The organism is Mesorhizobium sp. LjNodule214 (assembly GCF_964252735.1).
Taxonomy (GTDB): domain Bacteria; phylum Pseudomonadota; class Alphaproteobacteria; order Rhizobiales; family Rhizobiaceae; genus Mesorhizobium.
This window is the reverse complement of the sequence record NZ_CAXUPE020000002.1, coordinates 124,686-139,680: the sequence shown is the minus strand read 5'-3', so window position 1 is coordinate 139,680 and position 14,995 is coordinate 124,686. Positions and strand designations below refer to the sequence as shown.

17 protein-coding genes are annotated in these 14,995 nt (G+C 61.3%); 5 read left to right on the top strand and 12 right to left on the bottom strand.

Annotation, left to right across the window (positions count from 1 at the left end; all coding sequences use genetic code 11):
• Positions 1-185: 185 nt before the first annotated feature.
• From ACSQ3Z_RS14520 to ACSQ3Z_RS14510, 3 genes are all read left to right on the top strand, one after another.
• On the top strand, positions 186-998 hold the full coding sequence (locus ACSQ3Z_RS14520; RefSeq protein ID WP_436172041.1) for a universal stress protein: 813 nt from the start codon (positions 186-188) through the stop codon (positions 996-998).
• A 176-nt stretch (positions 999-1,174) separates the two neighbouring features.
• Complete coding sequence (locus ACSQ3Z_RS14515) at positions 1,175-1,510, top strand: DUF6455 family protein (protein ID WP_436172040.1); 336 nt, start codon at positions 1,175-1,177, stop codon at positions 1,508-1,510.
• An 82-nt stretch (positions 1,511-1,592) separates the two neighbouring features.
• The gene (locus ACSQ3Z_RS14510) at positions 1,593-2,141 is read left to right on the top strand and encodes a hypothetical protein (protein ID WP_436172039.1); all 549 of its coding nucleotides are present in this window, start codon (positions 1,593-1,595) and stop codon (positions 2,139-2,141) included.
• Positions 2,142-2,217: 76 nt separating this feature from the next.
• Here ACSQ3Z_RS14510 and ACSQ3Z_RS14505 read toward each other — a convergent pair whose 3' ends face one another.
• The 9 genes from ACSQ3Z_RS14505 to ccoN form a co-directional block, all read right to left on the bottom strand.
• The gene (locus ACSQ3Z_RS14505) at positions 2,218-2,916 is read right to left on the bottom strand and encodes a CBS domain-containing protein (protein ID WP_436172038.1); all 699 of its coding nucleotides are present in this window, start codon (positions 2,914-2,916) and stop codon (positions 2,218-2,220) included.
• Between the two features lie 89 nt (positions 2,917-3,005).
• The gene (gene ccoS, locus ACSQ3Z_RS14500; RefSeq protein WP_436172037.1) at positions 3,006-3,158 is read right to left on the bottom strand and encodes a cbb3-type cytochrome oxidase assembly protein CcoS; all 153 of its coding nucleotides are present in this window, start codon (positions 3,156-3,158) and stop codon (positions 3,006-3,008) included.
• Positions 3,155-5,446 (bottom strand): cation-translocating P-type ATPase, encoded by a 2,292-nt coding sequence (locus ACSQ3Z_RS14495; protein WP_436172036.1) that lies wholly within the window; start codon positions 5,444-5,446, stop codon positions 3,155-3,157. Before ACSQ3Z_RS14495 ends, ccoS begins: the two co-directional genes overlap by 4 nt.
• A complete protein-coding gene (locus ACSQ3Z_RS14490; protein WP_436172035.1) occupies positions 5,443-5,940 on the bottom strand; it encodes a FixH family protein in 498 nt (165 codons plus the stop codon). The genes ACSQ3Z_RS14495 and ACSQ3Z_RS14490 overlap by 4 nt, the downstream gene beginning before the upstream one ends.
• On the bottom strand, positions 5,937-7,496 hold the full coding sequence (ccoG, locus tag ACSQ3Z_RS14485) for a cytochrome c oxidase accessory protein CcoG (RefSeq protein WP_436172034.1): 1,560 nt from the start codon (positions 7,494-7,496) through the stop codon (positions 5,937-5,939). Before ccoG ends, ACSQ3Z_RS14490 begins: the two co-directional genes overlap by 4 nt.
• A gap of 168 nt (positions 7,497-7,664) precedes the next feature.
• On the bottom strand, positions 7,665-8,528 hold the full coding sequence (gene ccoP / locus ACSQ3Z_RS14480) for a cytochrome-c oxidase, cbb3-type subunit III (protein WP_436172033.1): 864 nt from the start codon (positions 8,526-8,528) through the stop codon (positions 7,665-7,667).
• A 2-nt stretch (positions 8,529-8,530) separates the two neighbouring features.
• A complete protein-coding gene (locus tag ACSQ3Z_RS14475; protein ID WP_258122841.1) occupies positions 8,531-8,680 on the bottom strand; it encodes a cbb3-type cytochrome c oxidase subunit 3 in 150 nt (49 codons plus the stop codon).
• An 11-nt stretch (positions 8,681-8,691) separates the two neighbouring features.
• Positions 8,692-9,423, bottom strand: a complete 732-nt coding sequence (ccoO, locus tag ACSQ3Z_RS14470; protein ID WP_436172032.1) for a cytochrome-c oxidase, cbb3-type subunit II — start codon at positions 9,421-9,423, stop codon at positions 8,692-8,694.
• Positions 9,424-9,434: 11 nt separating this feature from the next.
• Positions 9,435-11,045, bottom strand: a complete 1,611-nt coding sequence (ccoN, locus tag ACSQ3Z_RS14465) for a cytochrome-c oxidase, cbb3-type subunit I (RefSeq protein WP_436172031.1) — start codon at positions 11,043-11,045, stop codon at positions 9,435-9,437.
• Between the two features lie 246 nt (positions 11,046-11,291).
• Here ccoN and ACSQ3Z_RS14460 point away from each other — a divergent pair, with 246 nt between their 5' ends.
• The gene (locus ACSQ3Z_RS14460; RefSeq protein WP_436172030.1) at positions 11,292-11,708 is read left to right on the top strand and encodes a hemerythrin domain-containing protein; all 417 of its coding nucleotides are present in this window, start codon (positions 11,292-11,294) and stop codon (positions 11,706-11,708) included.
• Positions 11,709-11,740: 32 nt separating this feature from the next.
• On the opposite strand, the gene ACSQ3Z_RS14455 is transcribed toward ACSQ3Z_RS14460, so the two are convergent.
• Positions 11,741-12,469 carry a Crp/Fnr family transcriptional regulator gene (locus ACSQ3Z_RS14455; protein WP_436172029.1) on the bottom strand — a complete coding sequence of 243 codons (729 nt, stop codon included), beginning with the start codon at positions 12,467-12,469 and terminating at the stop codon, positions 11,741-11,743.
• Between the two features lie 136 nt (positions 12,470-12,605).
• Here ACSQ3Z_RS14455 and hemN point away from each other — a divergent pair, with 136 nt between their 5' ends.
• Positions 12,606-13,979 carry an oxygen-independent coproporphyrinogen III oxidase gene (gene hemN / locus ACSQ3Z_RS14450; RefSeq protein WP_436172028.1) on the top strand — a complete coding sequence of 458 codons (1,374 nt, stop codon included), beginning with the start codon at positions 12,606-12,608 and terminating at the stop codon, positions 13,977-13,979.
• A 27-nt stretch (positions 13,980-14,006) separates the two neighbouring features.
• Here hemN and ACSQ3Z_RS14445 read toward each other — a convergent pair whose 3' ends face one another.
• Together ACSQ3Z_RS14445 and ACSQ3Z_RS14440 are read right to left on the bottom strand one after the other, a co-directional pair.
• Positions 14,007-14,438, bottom strand: a complete 432-nt coding sequence (locus tag ACSQ3Z_RS14445) for a potassium channel family protein (RefSeq protein WP_436172027.1) — start codon at positions 14,436-14,438, stop codon at positions 14,007-14,009.
• Positions 14,439-14,541: 103 nt separating this feature from the next.
• Complete coding sequence (locus ACSQ3Z_RS14440; protein WP_436173908.1) at positions 14,542-14,991, bottom strand: group III truncated hemoglobin; 450 nt, start codon at positions 14,989-14,991, stop codon at positions 14,542-14,544.
• Between the last annotated feature and the right edge of the window lie 4 nt (positions 14,992-14,995).

Sequence of the window (14,995 nt, the reverse complement as noted above, 5' to 3'; positions counted from 1 at the left end):
CTGAGGTCCTTGGGTCCGGACGCCTGCAACAAAGGCTAATTATCACTCCTCGCCGCACAAGCAAAACGGATCGAGGTCGACGTTTTTCGGATGCAATTGGCGGCTTCTTTGACGCGCATCAAGGCATTGGGCGCCGTTGAATGCAATTCATCGGGCATTCCATCGCGTCAACCAAAGGCCGTGCAATGTCCTACAAGTCAATTATCGTGAACCTTGCCATAGACGCGGCTCCTGCGCCCATCGTGAAGTTGGGCGTAGAATTGGCCGAGCGCTTCGGCGCCCACCTTTTCGGCCTGGCAGCCGCAGACGTTCCACCGCTGGTCGCCACAGGCAACGGTATGGTCTACGAAGGCGAGGTCATGCAGATCCAGCGAACCGAGATCGAAAAGCGGCTTGCCGGACTGCGGGACGAATTCGAGCGATTGGTTCCGGCATCGGTGAGCAGCGAATGGGGCCAAGCGGTCAGCAGTCCAACCCGCTTCCTGAGCATTTCCGCCCGAGCCGCCGACCTCATCGTTACCGGCGGTGGGGATGGAGAAAATGTCTACCGTGCCGTGGATATCGGCAGCCTTGCTCTCGGCACAGGCCGGCCAGTCCTCGTTGCCGCAAGCAATGTCGAACGTGTTTTGGCAAAGACCGTGCTGGTGGCCTGGAAAGACACCAGGGAGGCGCGACGGGCGATAGCGGATGCATTGCCTTTCCTGGCCGGGGCCAACGAGGTCATCGTCGCCACCATCGATAACGACCGCGACGAAAGCGTCCGCGGCAGCCTCGCCGACATCGCGGCTTATCTCGAAAACCATGGCATCATGCCACGAACCGAACTGCTCACTGGCGAGGCTGATGGCGACCGGCTGCTGACGTTTGCGCGCTCGATCCATGTCGACCTGATCGTCTCCGGTGCCTACGGCCATAGCCGCCTACGGGAATGGGCTTTCGGCGGCGTCACCCGCACGCTGATCCAAGACAACGGCATCAATCGCTTCCTGTCGTATTAAGGTCCGTCGAACCACATTCACCGAAGCCAAGCGCGCTCTAGTCGACGGCAGGAATTAGCCCCATCCGGCGCGCTCGCTTTCGTCAAAGATGGCGCTGCTTTCGCGCTCTGAAGTCGGCAACCGACAACGCAACCGCTTGCAAGATCCACTGCTCGAGTCGGCAACGGAGCATCCTGTTGACCGAGATCAATGTCGTCTGCCGCCAACGTAGCAATGATTGCCAAAATGCAGGAGTGAACGACATGACGTTTCTCGACTACCTGATTTCGATTGACGCCAGGACGGCCTTGATGGGCCGCATGATGCAGAGGCTCGGCGTCGACAGACAATTGAAGGTCGTGGCGGACCATGCAGCCGTCACCAATCGGGCGGTGGACCGCTGCCGCTCCTGCGGCCATCAGGACGAATGCGCGACCTGGCTCGACGAACACCAGCATGCCGATGATCCGCCGGATTACTGCCGCAACCGCGACTTGATCGCACGGCTTCAACACGGAGCCGGCCAACGCTAGAAAGGTCACCACAGATGCGTCTGACGGGTCGACGCAAACGGAACTTATGCCGATAGATTTGCATCCCATGGGACCAGGCAGTTTGGACAATCTATTTCTTCTAGAAGCATTTCTGCTCTTTATTGCGCCCGGGCCAACCAATGCTCTTTTGATGGCGGGTGCGGCCAAGCGAGAGAAGGCGATTGCACTCCTGGTCTCACAGGCCTGCGGATACGGGATCGCGGCAGCCTGCTGGTTTTCGCTGCGACCCTTGCTGCCATCCGGCGCCATCCAGGTACTCGAGCTGGTCGCGGCCCTATGGCTCGTAATTCTTGGCCTGCGCCTGATAGGCAGCGACCAGATCGACGCATCCGAAGACGGGGATAGCCTTTCTGTTATAGTAACTACTGCCCTCAATCCGAAAGCCTTTATCTATTGTCTGGCAATCGTGCCGGTGGACGCGAGGCCGTACGAACTGGGCTTCTTCTGGATTGTACTTTTGGTGACCACAGCTGCCACCGGGTCGATGTGGCTTTTGCTCGGTAGGCGGTTGAACGGAAGCAGAGAGATGGCAGACAGGGTCGCGGGCGCGGTGCTTATCGCATTCGCCTTGTTGTTGCTTCGACCATTAATAGCGGTAGCTGCGACTTAGGTTCAACGCGGACATTCTTCCAATTCGAATGTTGGGGTCACTCGATGCGGAGTCCGCAAATTCTTGTAGTGCTGAACTAAGAGACAAGCACCACCGACAGCGGCCCCGCGCAGAAAAGGTTATCCTTGACGGCCCTGACGCCGGCGACGTTTTCGGCGGCGACGATGGCTGCCTGGCGCTCGCGTTCGTCGAAGATCGCACCGCTCAGTTCCACCACTCCTTGGTCCACGGTCACGTCGATCATGTCCTTGCCGGCCCATTTCTGCCTCGCAAGCTCGGCAAGGATGGTCTGTCGGATCTGATCGTCGTCAATGACTGTCGGGGCCGCGTTCGGCAGGACATTGAGCAATGCACGTAGAAGATCGGCACGGGTGACGATGCCGACAACCTTGCCACCGTCGACGACCGGAATGCGTTTGACGTGATGGCGCGTCATCAGCTCGACGATCTCGGGCAGCGATGCGCCAAGGGATGCCGTGACGACATCCGCCGTCATCACCTCCTCGATACGCCGTCCGTTGGCTTGAACGTATTCTTCGGCGGCTCTTCCGGGGCTGACAAGAAACTCCAGCCAACGCGAGCGCTTGCGCCTGGTGCCGAGCTCTCCACGGCACAGGAAATCGCCCTCGCTGACAATGCCGACCAGGGTGCCGTCGCTGCGAATGACGGGAAGGCCGCTGATCTTCCTGGAGAGCATCAATCCTGCCGCATCGGAAATCGATGCCGTTGGTTCAATTCCGATGACCGGTGCGGTCATTATGGCTTCGGCTTGCATGCCTGACTCCTCCGACATCTATCGGGGCCATTATCGAGGTCCTGTTAGGGACGTGCCTTGATCTGCATCACTTTCGACAACGCCAGACGTCACTTTTGCTGGTCGTCCCGGTCGATCAGAATCCGCTCCGCCGCGCCGTCGAGATCCTCGTATTGACCGCTCCTCAGCGCCCAAAGGAACCCGGACAGCCCAAGCGCGCCGAGGAACAGGGCCACAGGAATGAGGTAGGCGAGCGTCGTCATGAGGATCGTGCCAGCGCGCCGATGTCGGAGCGCCTGTCAGGCGCGGCGCTTCTTGCTGGGGCGTGCGGCCCAGACCCCTGCAGCCGCAGCGCATTTGCGATCACCAGCAGCGAGGAGGCGGACATCGCGATCGCCGCGATCAGCGGCGTGACATGGCCGAGAATGGCGATCGGCACGGCAACGGCATTGTAGACGATCGCAATGGCAAGGTTCTGGCGGATCAGCCGCCCGGCATTGCGCGAGATGTCGAGGGCGAGGGGCACCGCCAGGAGGCTTTCGCGCAGGAAGACGAAATCGGCGGCATTGCGTCCGACATCGGCGGCGGTTGCCGGCGCGATCGAGACGTGCGCGGCCCCGAGGGCTGGCGTGTCGTTAAGCCCGTCGCCCACCATCAGAACCTTGTGGCCCGCCTTGGTCAGGGTTTCGATCCGCTCGACCTTGCCGGAGGGAAGCAGCGCCGGCACGAAGCTCTCGATCCCCAACGTCCCGGCAACTTCGCCGCAGGCATTGGCGATGTCACCAGACAGCATCTCGACCGACACGCCGGCATCCTTCAATTGCCCGACCGCCGCCCTGGCATCGGAGCGCGTAGCGTCCTCGAACGTGAAGGATGCGACGATCATCCCATTCTGCGAAAGCACCGTCCCGCCAAAGCCGCCATATTTGCCTTCGCCACCGGTCCGAGCTTTCCATCCGGCCCAGCCGCGTCGGCCGAGACGCCATGTGCTGTCCGCGGTCGTGGCTTCGATGCCGAGACCCGGGTGCTCGCTGACGGCGTCTAGCTTCGGCTGGCCGGCAAATCCTGCGAAGGCGGCTATGGCCTTTGAGAACGGGTGACGGGAATGCGCGGCCATGTCGGCTGCCATCGCCAGCATCGCCGGATCGATGGACGAGGCGTTGACCAGCCTGGGCTGGCCGAGCGTGAGAGTGCCGGTCTTGTCGAACACCGCGATGTCGATCGCTGCCAGACGCTCCATGGCCGATCCGTCCTTGACCATGACGCCAGCTTCGAACAGGCGGCGCGCTGCAACCACTTGCACGATCGGCACGGCGAGGCCGAGCGCACATGGGCATGTGATGATGAGAACGGCAATGGCGATCGTCACTGCCTGGTGCCAGTCGCCGGCTGCCGCCATCCAGCCAAGGAACGTCACGAAGGCGGTGAGATGGACCACCGGCGCGTAGAGCGCCGAGACGCGGTCGGCGATCCGGCGGTAGTGCGCACGACCGCCTTCGGCGGCCTCCATCAGCCGGACCATTTCCGCCAGGAAGGATTCTTTTGCGGCAGCGGTCGCCTCGATGGTTAGCGGACCGGTAAGATTGAGCGTGCCGGCCTGAACCTGTTCTCCGGACGCCACGGTTCTCGGCGTGCTTTCGCCGGAAACCAGCGAGCAGTCGAGGTCCGACGTTCCTCGAATGATCCTGCCGTCGACAGGCACCCTTTCGCCGGCAGCGACCAGCAGCTGCATGCCCGGTTGGATCTCCTCGACAGGCAGGTAGTCGTTGCTGCCGTCATGGCGCAGCACCATGGCGCCGCGTGCCGCCAGCCGCGCCAGTCCATTGACCGCCGTCCGTGCCCGCTCGCGCATCACGTGATCCAGCGTGCGGCCAATCAGCAGGAAGAACAGCAGCGACACCGATGCGTCGAAATAGGCGTGCTCGCCGTGGGTCATCGTCTCGTAGAGGCTCATGGCATAGGCAAGTGAGACCCCGACCGCGATCGGCACGTCCATGTTCATGCGGCCGTGGCGCAGCGCATTCCAGGCAGAGCGGAAATAGATGCCGCCGGCGAAGGCAAGCGCGGGGATGGCGATCAATGCCGAGACCCAATGGAAAAGGTCCCGGGTCGCACCTTCAGCGCCGGACCAGACCGAGACCGAAAGCAGCATGATGTTGCCCGTGGCAAAGCCGGCAACGGCGACGGCGCGGATCAGTTCCGAGAGCGTCTTGTCCTTGCCGTCAGCCTCTGGATCGAACAGATGCGCGTCATAGCCCAGCCGTCCAAGCGCGGCGACGAATGATGGAACCTCCTCGCCGCGCCACCGGATGGAGACCCGTTTCGTCGACAAGTTGACGCGCGCGCCCTCGACGCGGTCGAGCTTTGCAAGCGCGGTCTCGATCGTCTGGATGCAGGCAGCGCAATGAACCGTCGGCACCGAAAGATCGGTCTGGCGAAGATCGTCGCCAAGCGATCGGCTCGCCAGCCTGACTTCTTGGCTGGATGGCAGGGCGGATATGCTGCTTTCCAGGTCCAGCGCCATTTCAGCGCCCGGTGCACAACAGCTCATTGCAGCGCTCCATGGGAAATCATGATTCTACGGACGTCGCGATAGGGTTCCGCGAGACCAGCATCGGCGTCGATTTCGACAATCCAGACGCCATCTCTCGGCGTGTGTTGCGCGGCAAATTCCTGGCCCGCAACAGAGGCCAGAGTGACGGTCTTGTCCTCTGCCTCGTAGGCGGGGTGACGAAACAGAACCTTCACGGCGCGCAGGGGAACGGGCTTGCCTGCGGCATCGCTGAGGCCGTAGTGGACCTCGCCCCATGCGATCGTCAGTTTGCCGGTCCAGCCGAGTGCCGCTTGCGCACGTCCTTCCTCCGCTTTTCGGTTGAACTGCTGGCTGGCCACATAGGTGTTTTCGACGACGAGGCCAGTCCAGCTCTTGCTGGCCAGCGTCGCCATGGTCAGGTTGACGCCAATCACCACCCCGAAGAAGCCGAGAATGATGAACAGCATATGCCTGCCGGTGAATTCGCGGGATTTCGGCGAATGAGCGCTCATTTGGCGATCTCCGGAGCATTGAAGGTGGCTATGTATTCGGCGGACTCGAGCCCTGCCTTGTCCTCGATCCGGAACGTGAAGCTCTGCGCTGTTCCCTCGATCTGATCCGCCGGTTGGCGCACGAAAACCTTTAGCGTCTTCAACCGGTCGGGATCGGCCAGGGTGGCGAAGGACCGTGCGGGAGGAAGATCGACGCCGACCGCGCTCATCTCGGCGCCCGGCAGGCCTTGCAAGGTGACGACGATCATCCTTGGCTCGGGGATCATGTTGAGCAGCTTGACGGTGTAGCCGTTGCGGATCGAGCCATCGGAGAGCGTCACGAATTGCGGGTTGCGATCGTGCAGGACGTTGAGCTCCAGCCGCTCACGGGTCAGCAGCGAATAGAGCAGCGCGAGCCCGACCGCCGACCAGGCGCCCAGATAGATGAAGGTGCGCAGGCGGAAAATCTTGCGAATATGGAAATGCGCCAATCTGTCAGAAAACTTGCCTTCATCCGTCCTGACAAGGGAGGGGTTCACCGGGGAGGAACCGCCCGCGGTCGCTACCGCCATGTTGGCGTTGTAGTCGGACAATGTCGCATAGGAGATCAGCCCGCGCTCCTTGCCAAGCTTGTCCATGACGCCGTCGCAGGCGTCGATGCAGAGAGCGCAGGTGATGCATTCGAGCTGCTGGCCATCGCGAATGTCGATCCCCATCGGGCAGACGGCGACACAGGCATTGCAGTCGACGCAATCGCCGACAGGCTGGCCGGCCGCCCGGACCTTCTTGGCATGACGCGAACGAGGCTCGCCGCGCCAGTCGTTGTAGGTCACGGTAAGCGAATTCTCGTCGAGCATGGCAGCCTGGATGCGCGGCCAAGGGCACATGTAGGTGCAGACCTGCTCGCGCATCAGCCCGCCGAATGTGTAGGTGGTCGCCGTCAGCACGCTGATGGTCACGTAGGCGACCGGCGCGGCGGTGCCGGTGACGACCTGGCCGATCAGTGTCGGCGCGTCGGCGAAATAGAAGATCCAGGCGCCGCCGGTGGCTACCGCAATGACCACCCAGATGGCGTGCTTGGTTCCGCGCAGCACCAGTTTGCGCGCCGTCCAGGGGCCGGCATCGAGCTTCATGCGGGCGTTGCGATCGCCTTCGATCGCCCGCTCTACCACGAGAAACAAGTCGACCCACACGGTTTGCGGACAGGTATAGCCGCACCACGCCCGGCCGACGGTGGACGTGATCAGGAAAAGACCGATGCCGGCCATCATCAGAAGGCCGGCGACATAGTAGAATTCCTGCGGCCAAATCTCGATGAAGAAGAAGTAGAAGCGGCGATTGGCAAGATCGAGCAGCACAGCCTGGTCGGGGGCAAACGCCCCGCGATCCCACCGCAACCAGGGCGTCAGGTAGTAGATGCCCAGCGTGATCGCCATCACCAGCCATTTGAAGCGGCGAAAGCTGCCTGAGGCGCGCTTGGGGAAGATCTTCTTGCGCGGGGCATAGAGCGGCTGCCTGATCCTGGCGGAATTGACCGCTTCGGCTTCGAACCGCTCTATTTGTGTCTGATCCAGCACGACTATCTCCACTCGCGCAACCGATGATCCTGCCCGTGTGAGCATTCTTGCCGTGGGGCGGGTCGCGTCGCGTTGATGCAGGTCAATCTTCAGATGTCGGAAAAAAATCGAGGCCCGGCATTTGGCCGGGCCTCGTCGCTTGGGCGGGCCGAGAACAGGCCCCGCCTCCTATTCTCCGCCGCCAAGCGAATGGACGTAGACAGCCAGCTCCTTGACCTTGGTCTCTCCGAGGCGACCGATCCAGGCCGGCATCACGCCGTGTTTCGGCGCGCGGACCTGGGCGGCGATCGCTGTTTCGCCGGATCCGTAGAACCAGATCGCATCAGTCAGGTCGGGCGCGCCAAACTCCTTGTTGCCTTTTGCGTTGGCGCCATGGCAGGCCACGCAATTTTCCGCGAAAACCTTGGCGCCGGGCTCGATCAGACTTGCATTGTGAACCGGGCCGGAGAGGCTGGCGACATAGGTACTGACCTGCGTTGCCTGCTCCGGCGTGATGATGTCGCCAAAGGCAGGCATCTCGGACTGGCGCGTATCGGGATCCGAGGCGAAGCGGATGCCGTGCGTGATCGTCTGCTGGATCTGTTCTGCGCTGCCACCCCACAGCCATTCGTCGTCATTGAGGTTGGGAAAGCCGGCTGAGCCTTGGGCGCCCGAGCCGTGGCACTGCACGCAGTTGACCTTGAACGCGGCACCGCCGGCCGCGACCGCGAATTCGCGCAGCGCGTCGTCAGCAGCAATCTCGGAGACGGTCTTCGCCTGGATGGCGGCGACATACTTGCCTTTGGCGGCTTCGGCAGCCGCCAGCTCATTCTTGACATCGTTGCGGCTGGAATAGCCGAGCACGCCCTTCGTCGCGGAAGACAGCATCGGCCATGCCGGATAGGCGATGGTGTAGCCGGCCGCCCAGGCGATGGTGATGTAGAAGGTTATCACCCACCAGCGGGGAAGCGGGTTGTTGAGTTCCTTGATGCCATCCCACTCATGGCCGGTCGTCGAGATGCCCGAGACGTCATCGATATCGTCTTTGCTCATGATCAGTCGTCCTTGAGAGGAATTCGGGCGGCTTCATCGGCTTGCCTGCGGCTGCCGGGACGAAGTGCGAAAGCAACGCATCCAACGAAAAAGAGAGCCATGGCGAGCAAGGCCCAGCTGTCGGCGAACTCCCGCATGAGGTTGTAATCCATGGTCATGCTCCTCAGCGGTAACCGGCGGCTTCGTCATAGGTCTTGAAATCGACCAGCGTGCCGAGCATCTGGAGATATGCGACCAGCGCATCCATCTCGGTGACCTGCTGCGGATTGCCGTCGAAGTCACCGATCTTGGCCTTCGGATAACGTTTCTCCAGGCCGGATGTGTCGGCGTTCGGGTCGGCCTGGACCGTCAGATCGGCGTTGGCGTTGGCGATCATGTCATCGGAGTAGGGGACACCAACGCGCGCGTTCGCAACCAGGTGCGTCGAGAAATCCTTCACCTCGATCTGTGCGTCCTTCAGGAAGGCATAGCTCGGCATGATCGATTCCGGCACCACCGAGCGCGGGTCGGCAAGATGCTGGACGTGCCATTCGTTGGAGTAGCGGTCGCCGACCCGGGCAAGGTCGGGGCCGGTACGTTTCGAACCCCATTGGAAGGGGTGGTCGTACATGGACTCGGCCGCCAGGCTGTAATGGCCGTAACGCTCGACTTCGTCGCGGAAAGGCCTGATCATCTGGCTGTGGCAGAGGTAACAGCCTTCGCGCACATAGATGTTGCGGCCTGCGAGCTCGAGCGGCGAATAGGGCCGCATGCCTTCGACCTTCTCGATCGTGTTGTCGAGGTAGAAGAGCGGCGCGATCTCGACGATACCGCCGACCGTCACCACGAGTAGCGAGCCAACGAGAAGAAGCGTGGCGTTCTTCTCGATGATTGCGTGTCTGTCCATCAAGCCCATTGTCTGGCTCCCTATTCGGCAGGCTGGAGGGCGGGCACGGAACCCGGCATCGGTTGTTCTTCGCGCTGGTATCCGAGGATGGTCATGGCGATGTTCCAGGCCATGATGAGCGCACCGGCGAGATACATGGCGCCGCCTGCGGCACGCATGACGTAGTAGGGATGCATGGCGGCTACGGTTTCGGCGAACGAGTAGACCAAGAAGCCCTGTTCATCGTATTCGCGCCACATCAGACCCTGCATGATGCCGGAGACCCACATTACCGCCGCGTAGACGACGATGCCGAGTGTCGCCAGCCAGAAGTGCCAGGTGACGAGCCGCAGCGAATAGAGCCGCTCGCGGTTCCAAAGCTTCGGCACCATGTAATAGATCGCGCCGAACGAGATCATGCCGACCCAGCCGAGCGCGCCGGAATGGACATGGCCGATGGTCCAGTCCGTATAGTGCGACAGCGAGTTGACCGCCTTGATCGACATCATGGGCCCTTCGAAGGTCGACATGCCGTAGAAGGCGATGGCCATCACCATCATGCGGATGATCGGATCGGTACGGATCTTGTCCCAGGCGCCGGACAGCGTCATCAGGCCATTGATCATGCCGCCCCAGGAAGGCATCCAGAGCATGATCGAAAACACCATGCCGAGCGTCTGCGCCCAGTCGGGCAGGGCGGTGTAGTGCAGGTGATGCGGCCCTGCCCAGATGTAGAGAAAGATGATTGCCCAGAAGTGGATGATCGACAGCCGGTAGGAATAGACCGGCCGGTTCGCCTGCTTGGGCACGAAATAATACATCATGCCGAGGAAGCCGGCGGTCAGGAAGAAGCCGACGGCATTGTGGCCGTACCACCATTGCGTCAGGGCGTCCTGGACACCGGAGAAGGCCGAGTAGCTCTTGGAGCCCAGGAATGAGGCCGGCATCGACAGGTTGTTGACCACGTGCAGCATCGCGATGGTCACGATGAAGGACAGGTAGAACCAGTTGGCGACGTAGATGTGCGGTTCCTTGCGCTTCAGGATGGTGCCTAGGAAGAGCAGGAGGTAGGCGACCCAGACGATGGTCAGCCACAGGTCCACATACCATTCGGGTTCGGCGTATTCGCGGCTCTCGGTGATGCCGAGCAGGTAGCCGGTCGCGGCCATGACGATGAAAAGCTGATAGCCCCAGAACACGAACCAGGCGAGATCGCCGCCGAAGAGCCGGGCGCGGCAGGTGCGCTGTACGACATACAGAGACGTGCAAAGCAGCGCATTGCCGCCGAAAGCAAAGACAACACCGGATGTGTGCAGCGGCCGCAGGCGGCCGAAATTGAACCAGGGCTCGATGTTGAGATCCGGGTAGGCAAGCTGCAGCGCGATGACCACGCCGACCAGCATGCCGACGACGCCCCAGAACATTGTGGCGATGGCGCCGTAGCGGATCGGCCCATCCATATAGGCCGAGGGATCAATCGGGGCGGATGCCGCGAAGCTGGTGTTGCGCAGAAGGACAACGACGAAACCGAGCAGCACAAAGAACAGCACCCACATGTGCTGCCGGAAAGGCTCGTCGACACCAAAGCCGGCTGCCACCAGCGCCAGGAAGGTGAAGAAGCACAACAAGACAATTTCCGTGCCGAATTTCATGGCATGTCCCCGACCTTGGAGTCCGTACGCGGACATCGATCCGCTTCGGCACCAATTCCGCAATTGCTTCGGTGTCGCCTTGATCCAGGTCAAAGCCGCTTCGTTTTGGATTGGGCAGCGTCGGTCCGGCCAGGGAACGGGAGACAGCAGTTGAACGGGGAGCGAAGACCGTTTTTGTTCGAAACGCGCTGCGAAAACGCGACGTCTGGCGATCGATCAGGCAGAGAGGCAATACCGGCCGCGGTGATGAAGCGAGCCCACCGGGAAAAACTGCAGCTTTGCGATGCCCTGGAAAAAATCGCCGATGACTTGCCGAGGGTCGATCGGCTGAAATGCCTGGGCACGGCCAACGCCATCGTTCCCTTGCTGCGCAACATCCATCACTATGAAGAGACGATCATCTTTCCGGCATATGAGGCGGCCATAAGCGGCGGAGAACCCAATCTTGCCTCAACCCGCCGACTGCGCGCCGAACATGTCGAAGACGAATGCTTTGCTGGCGAGGTTACGGAGATTCTGCTGGCGATCGGCCATGGCAAGGCGGTCGACAATGCCGAAGCCGTCGGCTTCATGCTGCGCGGCCTCTTCGAGGGCCTGCGCCGGCATATTGCGTTTGAACGCGAGCACGTCTTGCCGAAGATCGGGATTGTCGATCCAGGCTAGATCCGCGATGGGTGCCGACTGCGCCGCCGGGTCTAGGCGCCGGAGCGCTGCTCCAGCCGGCTCAGATTGTCCACCGTCACATGCCGGTTGTTCTCGATCCGGATCACGCCGTCGGTTCGCAGCCTGGTCAGCTGGCGGCTCACCGTCTCGATCGTCAGACCGAGGAAATCCGCGATATCGGCGCGTGTCAGTGGAAGTTCGAAAGTCGCCGCGTTGGCGGCCAGCTCAACCGTGGGATCGATGTTCCTCGCGATCATCAGCAGGAAGCTCGCCACCTTCTCGGACGCGGTCTTGCGCCCCAGCGTCACCATCCAGTCACGCGCTTCGTCGAGTTCGTTCAGCGCTTGCCTGAGCAGGCGATGCTCCAGCTCCGGCGATTCCTTCATCATCCGTTCGATGGCGGTCTTCGGAAACGAACAAAGGGAAACGGCTGTAGCCGCTTCCGCGTTGATCTCGCTTTCCGCCTTGAACGGCCGTCCCAGAAAGTCTGGCGCGAACTGGAGGCCGACAATCTGCTGGCGTCCGTCCGAAAGGCTCTTCGTCAGCTTCACCACGCCGGAAAGCACGTTCGAATAGCTGTCGACGGTCTCGGCGTCGCCGACCAGTTCGACCCCCGGCTCGATCCTGTGCCTCGACGAGGTCTTGGCGAGCCCGACAAGCTGGTCGGGGTCAAGCGCGCCGCAGACACCGCGGTGCCGTGCCTCGCAGGACTGGCAAAGCACGGGGATGCTGGCACTGTGAACGTCCTGTCTGATGGTCATTTCGTCGTCCGGGATCAAACGTGCCGGCAAGATACCACCGCTGCCTCGCGATATTTATTGCGTCAGTTTGTCCGTGCCCCGGCCGCCTTGATTGAAATCAAGGCTTCGTCATCGCGGCACGGGCAGATTGCCCGCCATGCAACCGACAGCAGCCAACGATACGCGCACGATCTCGACCGGCAGCCTGGGCGAGACCGTCCCGCGCTATACGAGTTATCCGACCGCCCCGCACTTCCACCCTGGCGTCGACGCCATAACGGTTCGCGGCTGGATGAACGCGCTCGAAGGCGATGATGAGATATCGCTATACCTGCATATTCCGTACTGCGACAGGTTGTGCTGGTTCTGCGCCTGCCACACCAAGCAGACACGGCATTATGCGCCCGTGGCAACTTTCCTGCGCTCGTTGCATAAGGAGATCGAGACGGTCGGTGACCTTGTGAGTGGGAAGGGCAGGGTGTGTGCCGTTCACTTCGGTGGTGGCTCGCCGACCATGCTAAAGCCGGAGGACATCCTGGCACTTGGGAAAGCCCTGAGGGACCGCTTCGATTTTCTCGACAATGCCGGTGTCAGTGTCGAAATCGATCCTAGCGACATGGATGAGGGCCGCCTCGACGCCTTCGCCGCGATCGGCATGACAAGAGCGAGCCTTGGCGTGCAGGATTTCGATCCCAAGGTGCAGAAGGCCATCAATCGCGAACAGAGCTTCCTGCTGACCAAGAGCGTGGTGGACGCGGTGCGCGCGCGGGGCGTGGATTCCGTAAACCTCGATCTGCTTTACGGACTGCCGCACCAAACCCTCGAGAGCGTCGCCAGGACCGTCGCCCAGGCGTTGACACTCGAACCGGACAGGTTGGCCCTGTTCGGCTATGCGCATGTCCCATGGTTCAAGAAACATCAGACGATGATCGATGAAGCCTGGCTGCCCGATTCTGCCGAACGGCTGGCACAATCGCAGCTCGCCGCGCGGCTGATCGTGGATGCAGGCTATGAGGCCTTGGGGCTCGATCATTTCGCCAAGCCGGACGATGGGCTCGCGATCGCGGCTCGCGTTGGCAATATCCGCCGCAATTTCCAAGGCTATACCGAAGACAATTGCGAAACCCTGATCGGTCTTGGACCATCGTCGATCAGCCGGTTCCGACAAGGTTACGCACAGAACATCGTTGCGACGGGCGAGTACGAAAAGGCTGTAAATTCGGGACAGTTGGCAACGGCGCGCGGTATCGAGTTCAGCGTCGATGATCTGGCGAGAGGATGGATCATCGAGCGCCTCATGTGCCATTTCGCCTTTTCGGCGATCGAACTGGTCGAACGCTTCGGCGACGTCGGGCAGAAACTCTTGGCCGCAGCAAGCCGTCTCGCCATCAACGGCGCAGACAGGTTGCTTCTGCTCGACGGTGAAAACTTCGTCGTGCCGCAGGAGAGCCGCCCGCTTGTCAGGATTGTGGCGGCGAAATTCGACAAATACCTTCAGACCGGGACGGGCAGACATTCCCTGGCTGTCTGAACGAGACGGCAGGGCCGATCGTCGGCTCTAAAAGTGCTCGCCAGCCTTGAACGGGCCGATGCGCGTTCCGGCTGCGATCAGGTAGGCAGTCGACCAACCAATCAGAAGAAACCCGTTCACGCCCTCCAGCGCCGCCAGGACACGCCAGTCGTGGGCCGGCACCACGTCGCCATAGCCAACCGTCGAAAAGGTGATGGTCGAAAAATAAAGTGCGGTCTCAAAGTCCGGCAAAACGCCGAGCTGGCGGTACACACCGGCCCACAGCCAGACCTCGGCTGTCATGACTGCAAAGAGGCCCATCACCACGCTGATCATTGCGACGATCCGGCTTCGCCGACCGTGCATGCGAAATCGCGCCACCAGATGTCCCATCGCATGGGTGACTGCGATGAGGCCAAAGGTGTGAATGAGGACCGTCAGGCTTATGACGAGAGTACCGACGAAGAGATTGAGAGCCATGCCAGGAGACTAGAATTTCGAGGGATGGTTTCCTTGCGCGAAATCAAAGGCGTTGGCCTTTCGAGCTTGGAGGCAAACCGGCCGAGTTTTCGCCAAAGCCTGCCTATTGACCATCGGCCCTGGCGGAAGGAGCGAGACGAAAGAACATCGCCAGTTTCAGGCTTGTTGCGATCCGCTCAGCTCTGTCGACAAACACCCCCGCCAGCTCCGGATCAAAGAGTTCCGCCGTCGTCTTGGCGAACAAGGTCAGCCAGATCTCGAAATCGGCCTCGGTGACATCCTTGAGTTTCAAATGCGCCAGCACCGGGCGTCCGTGATAGTCGCCGCTCTTCAGGATGACGGAACACCAGAAGTCCGTCATTTTCTCGAGATGAGGTTCCCAATCGCCGGTGATTTCGCGCGCGAAAATCGGCCCCAGACGCCCGTCGCTCCTGACCTTTGCGTAGAATTCGCGGACCAGTTTTCCGATCGAGGCTCGATCGACGCCGGCATGGTTCAAAGGCTGTTCCGCGACCGGGCGTGCCCGATCGGCCAAAGCTGGTTTCAATGTCATCATC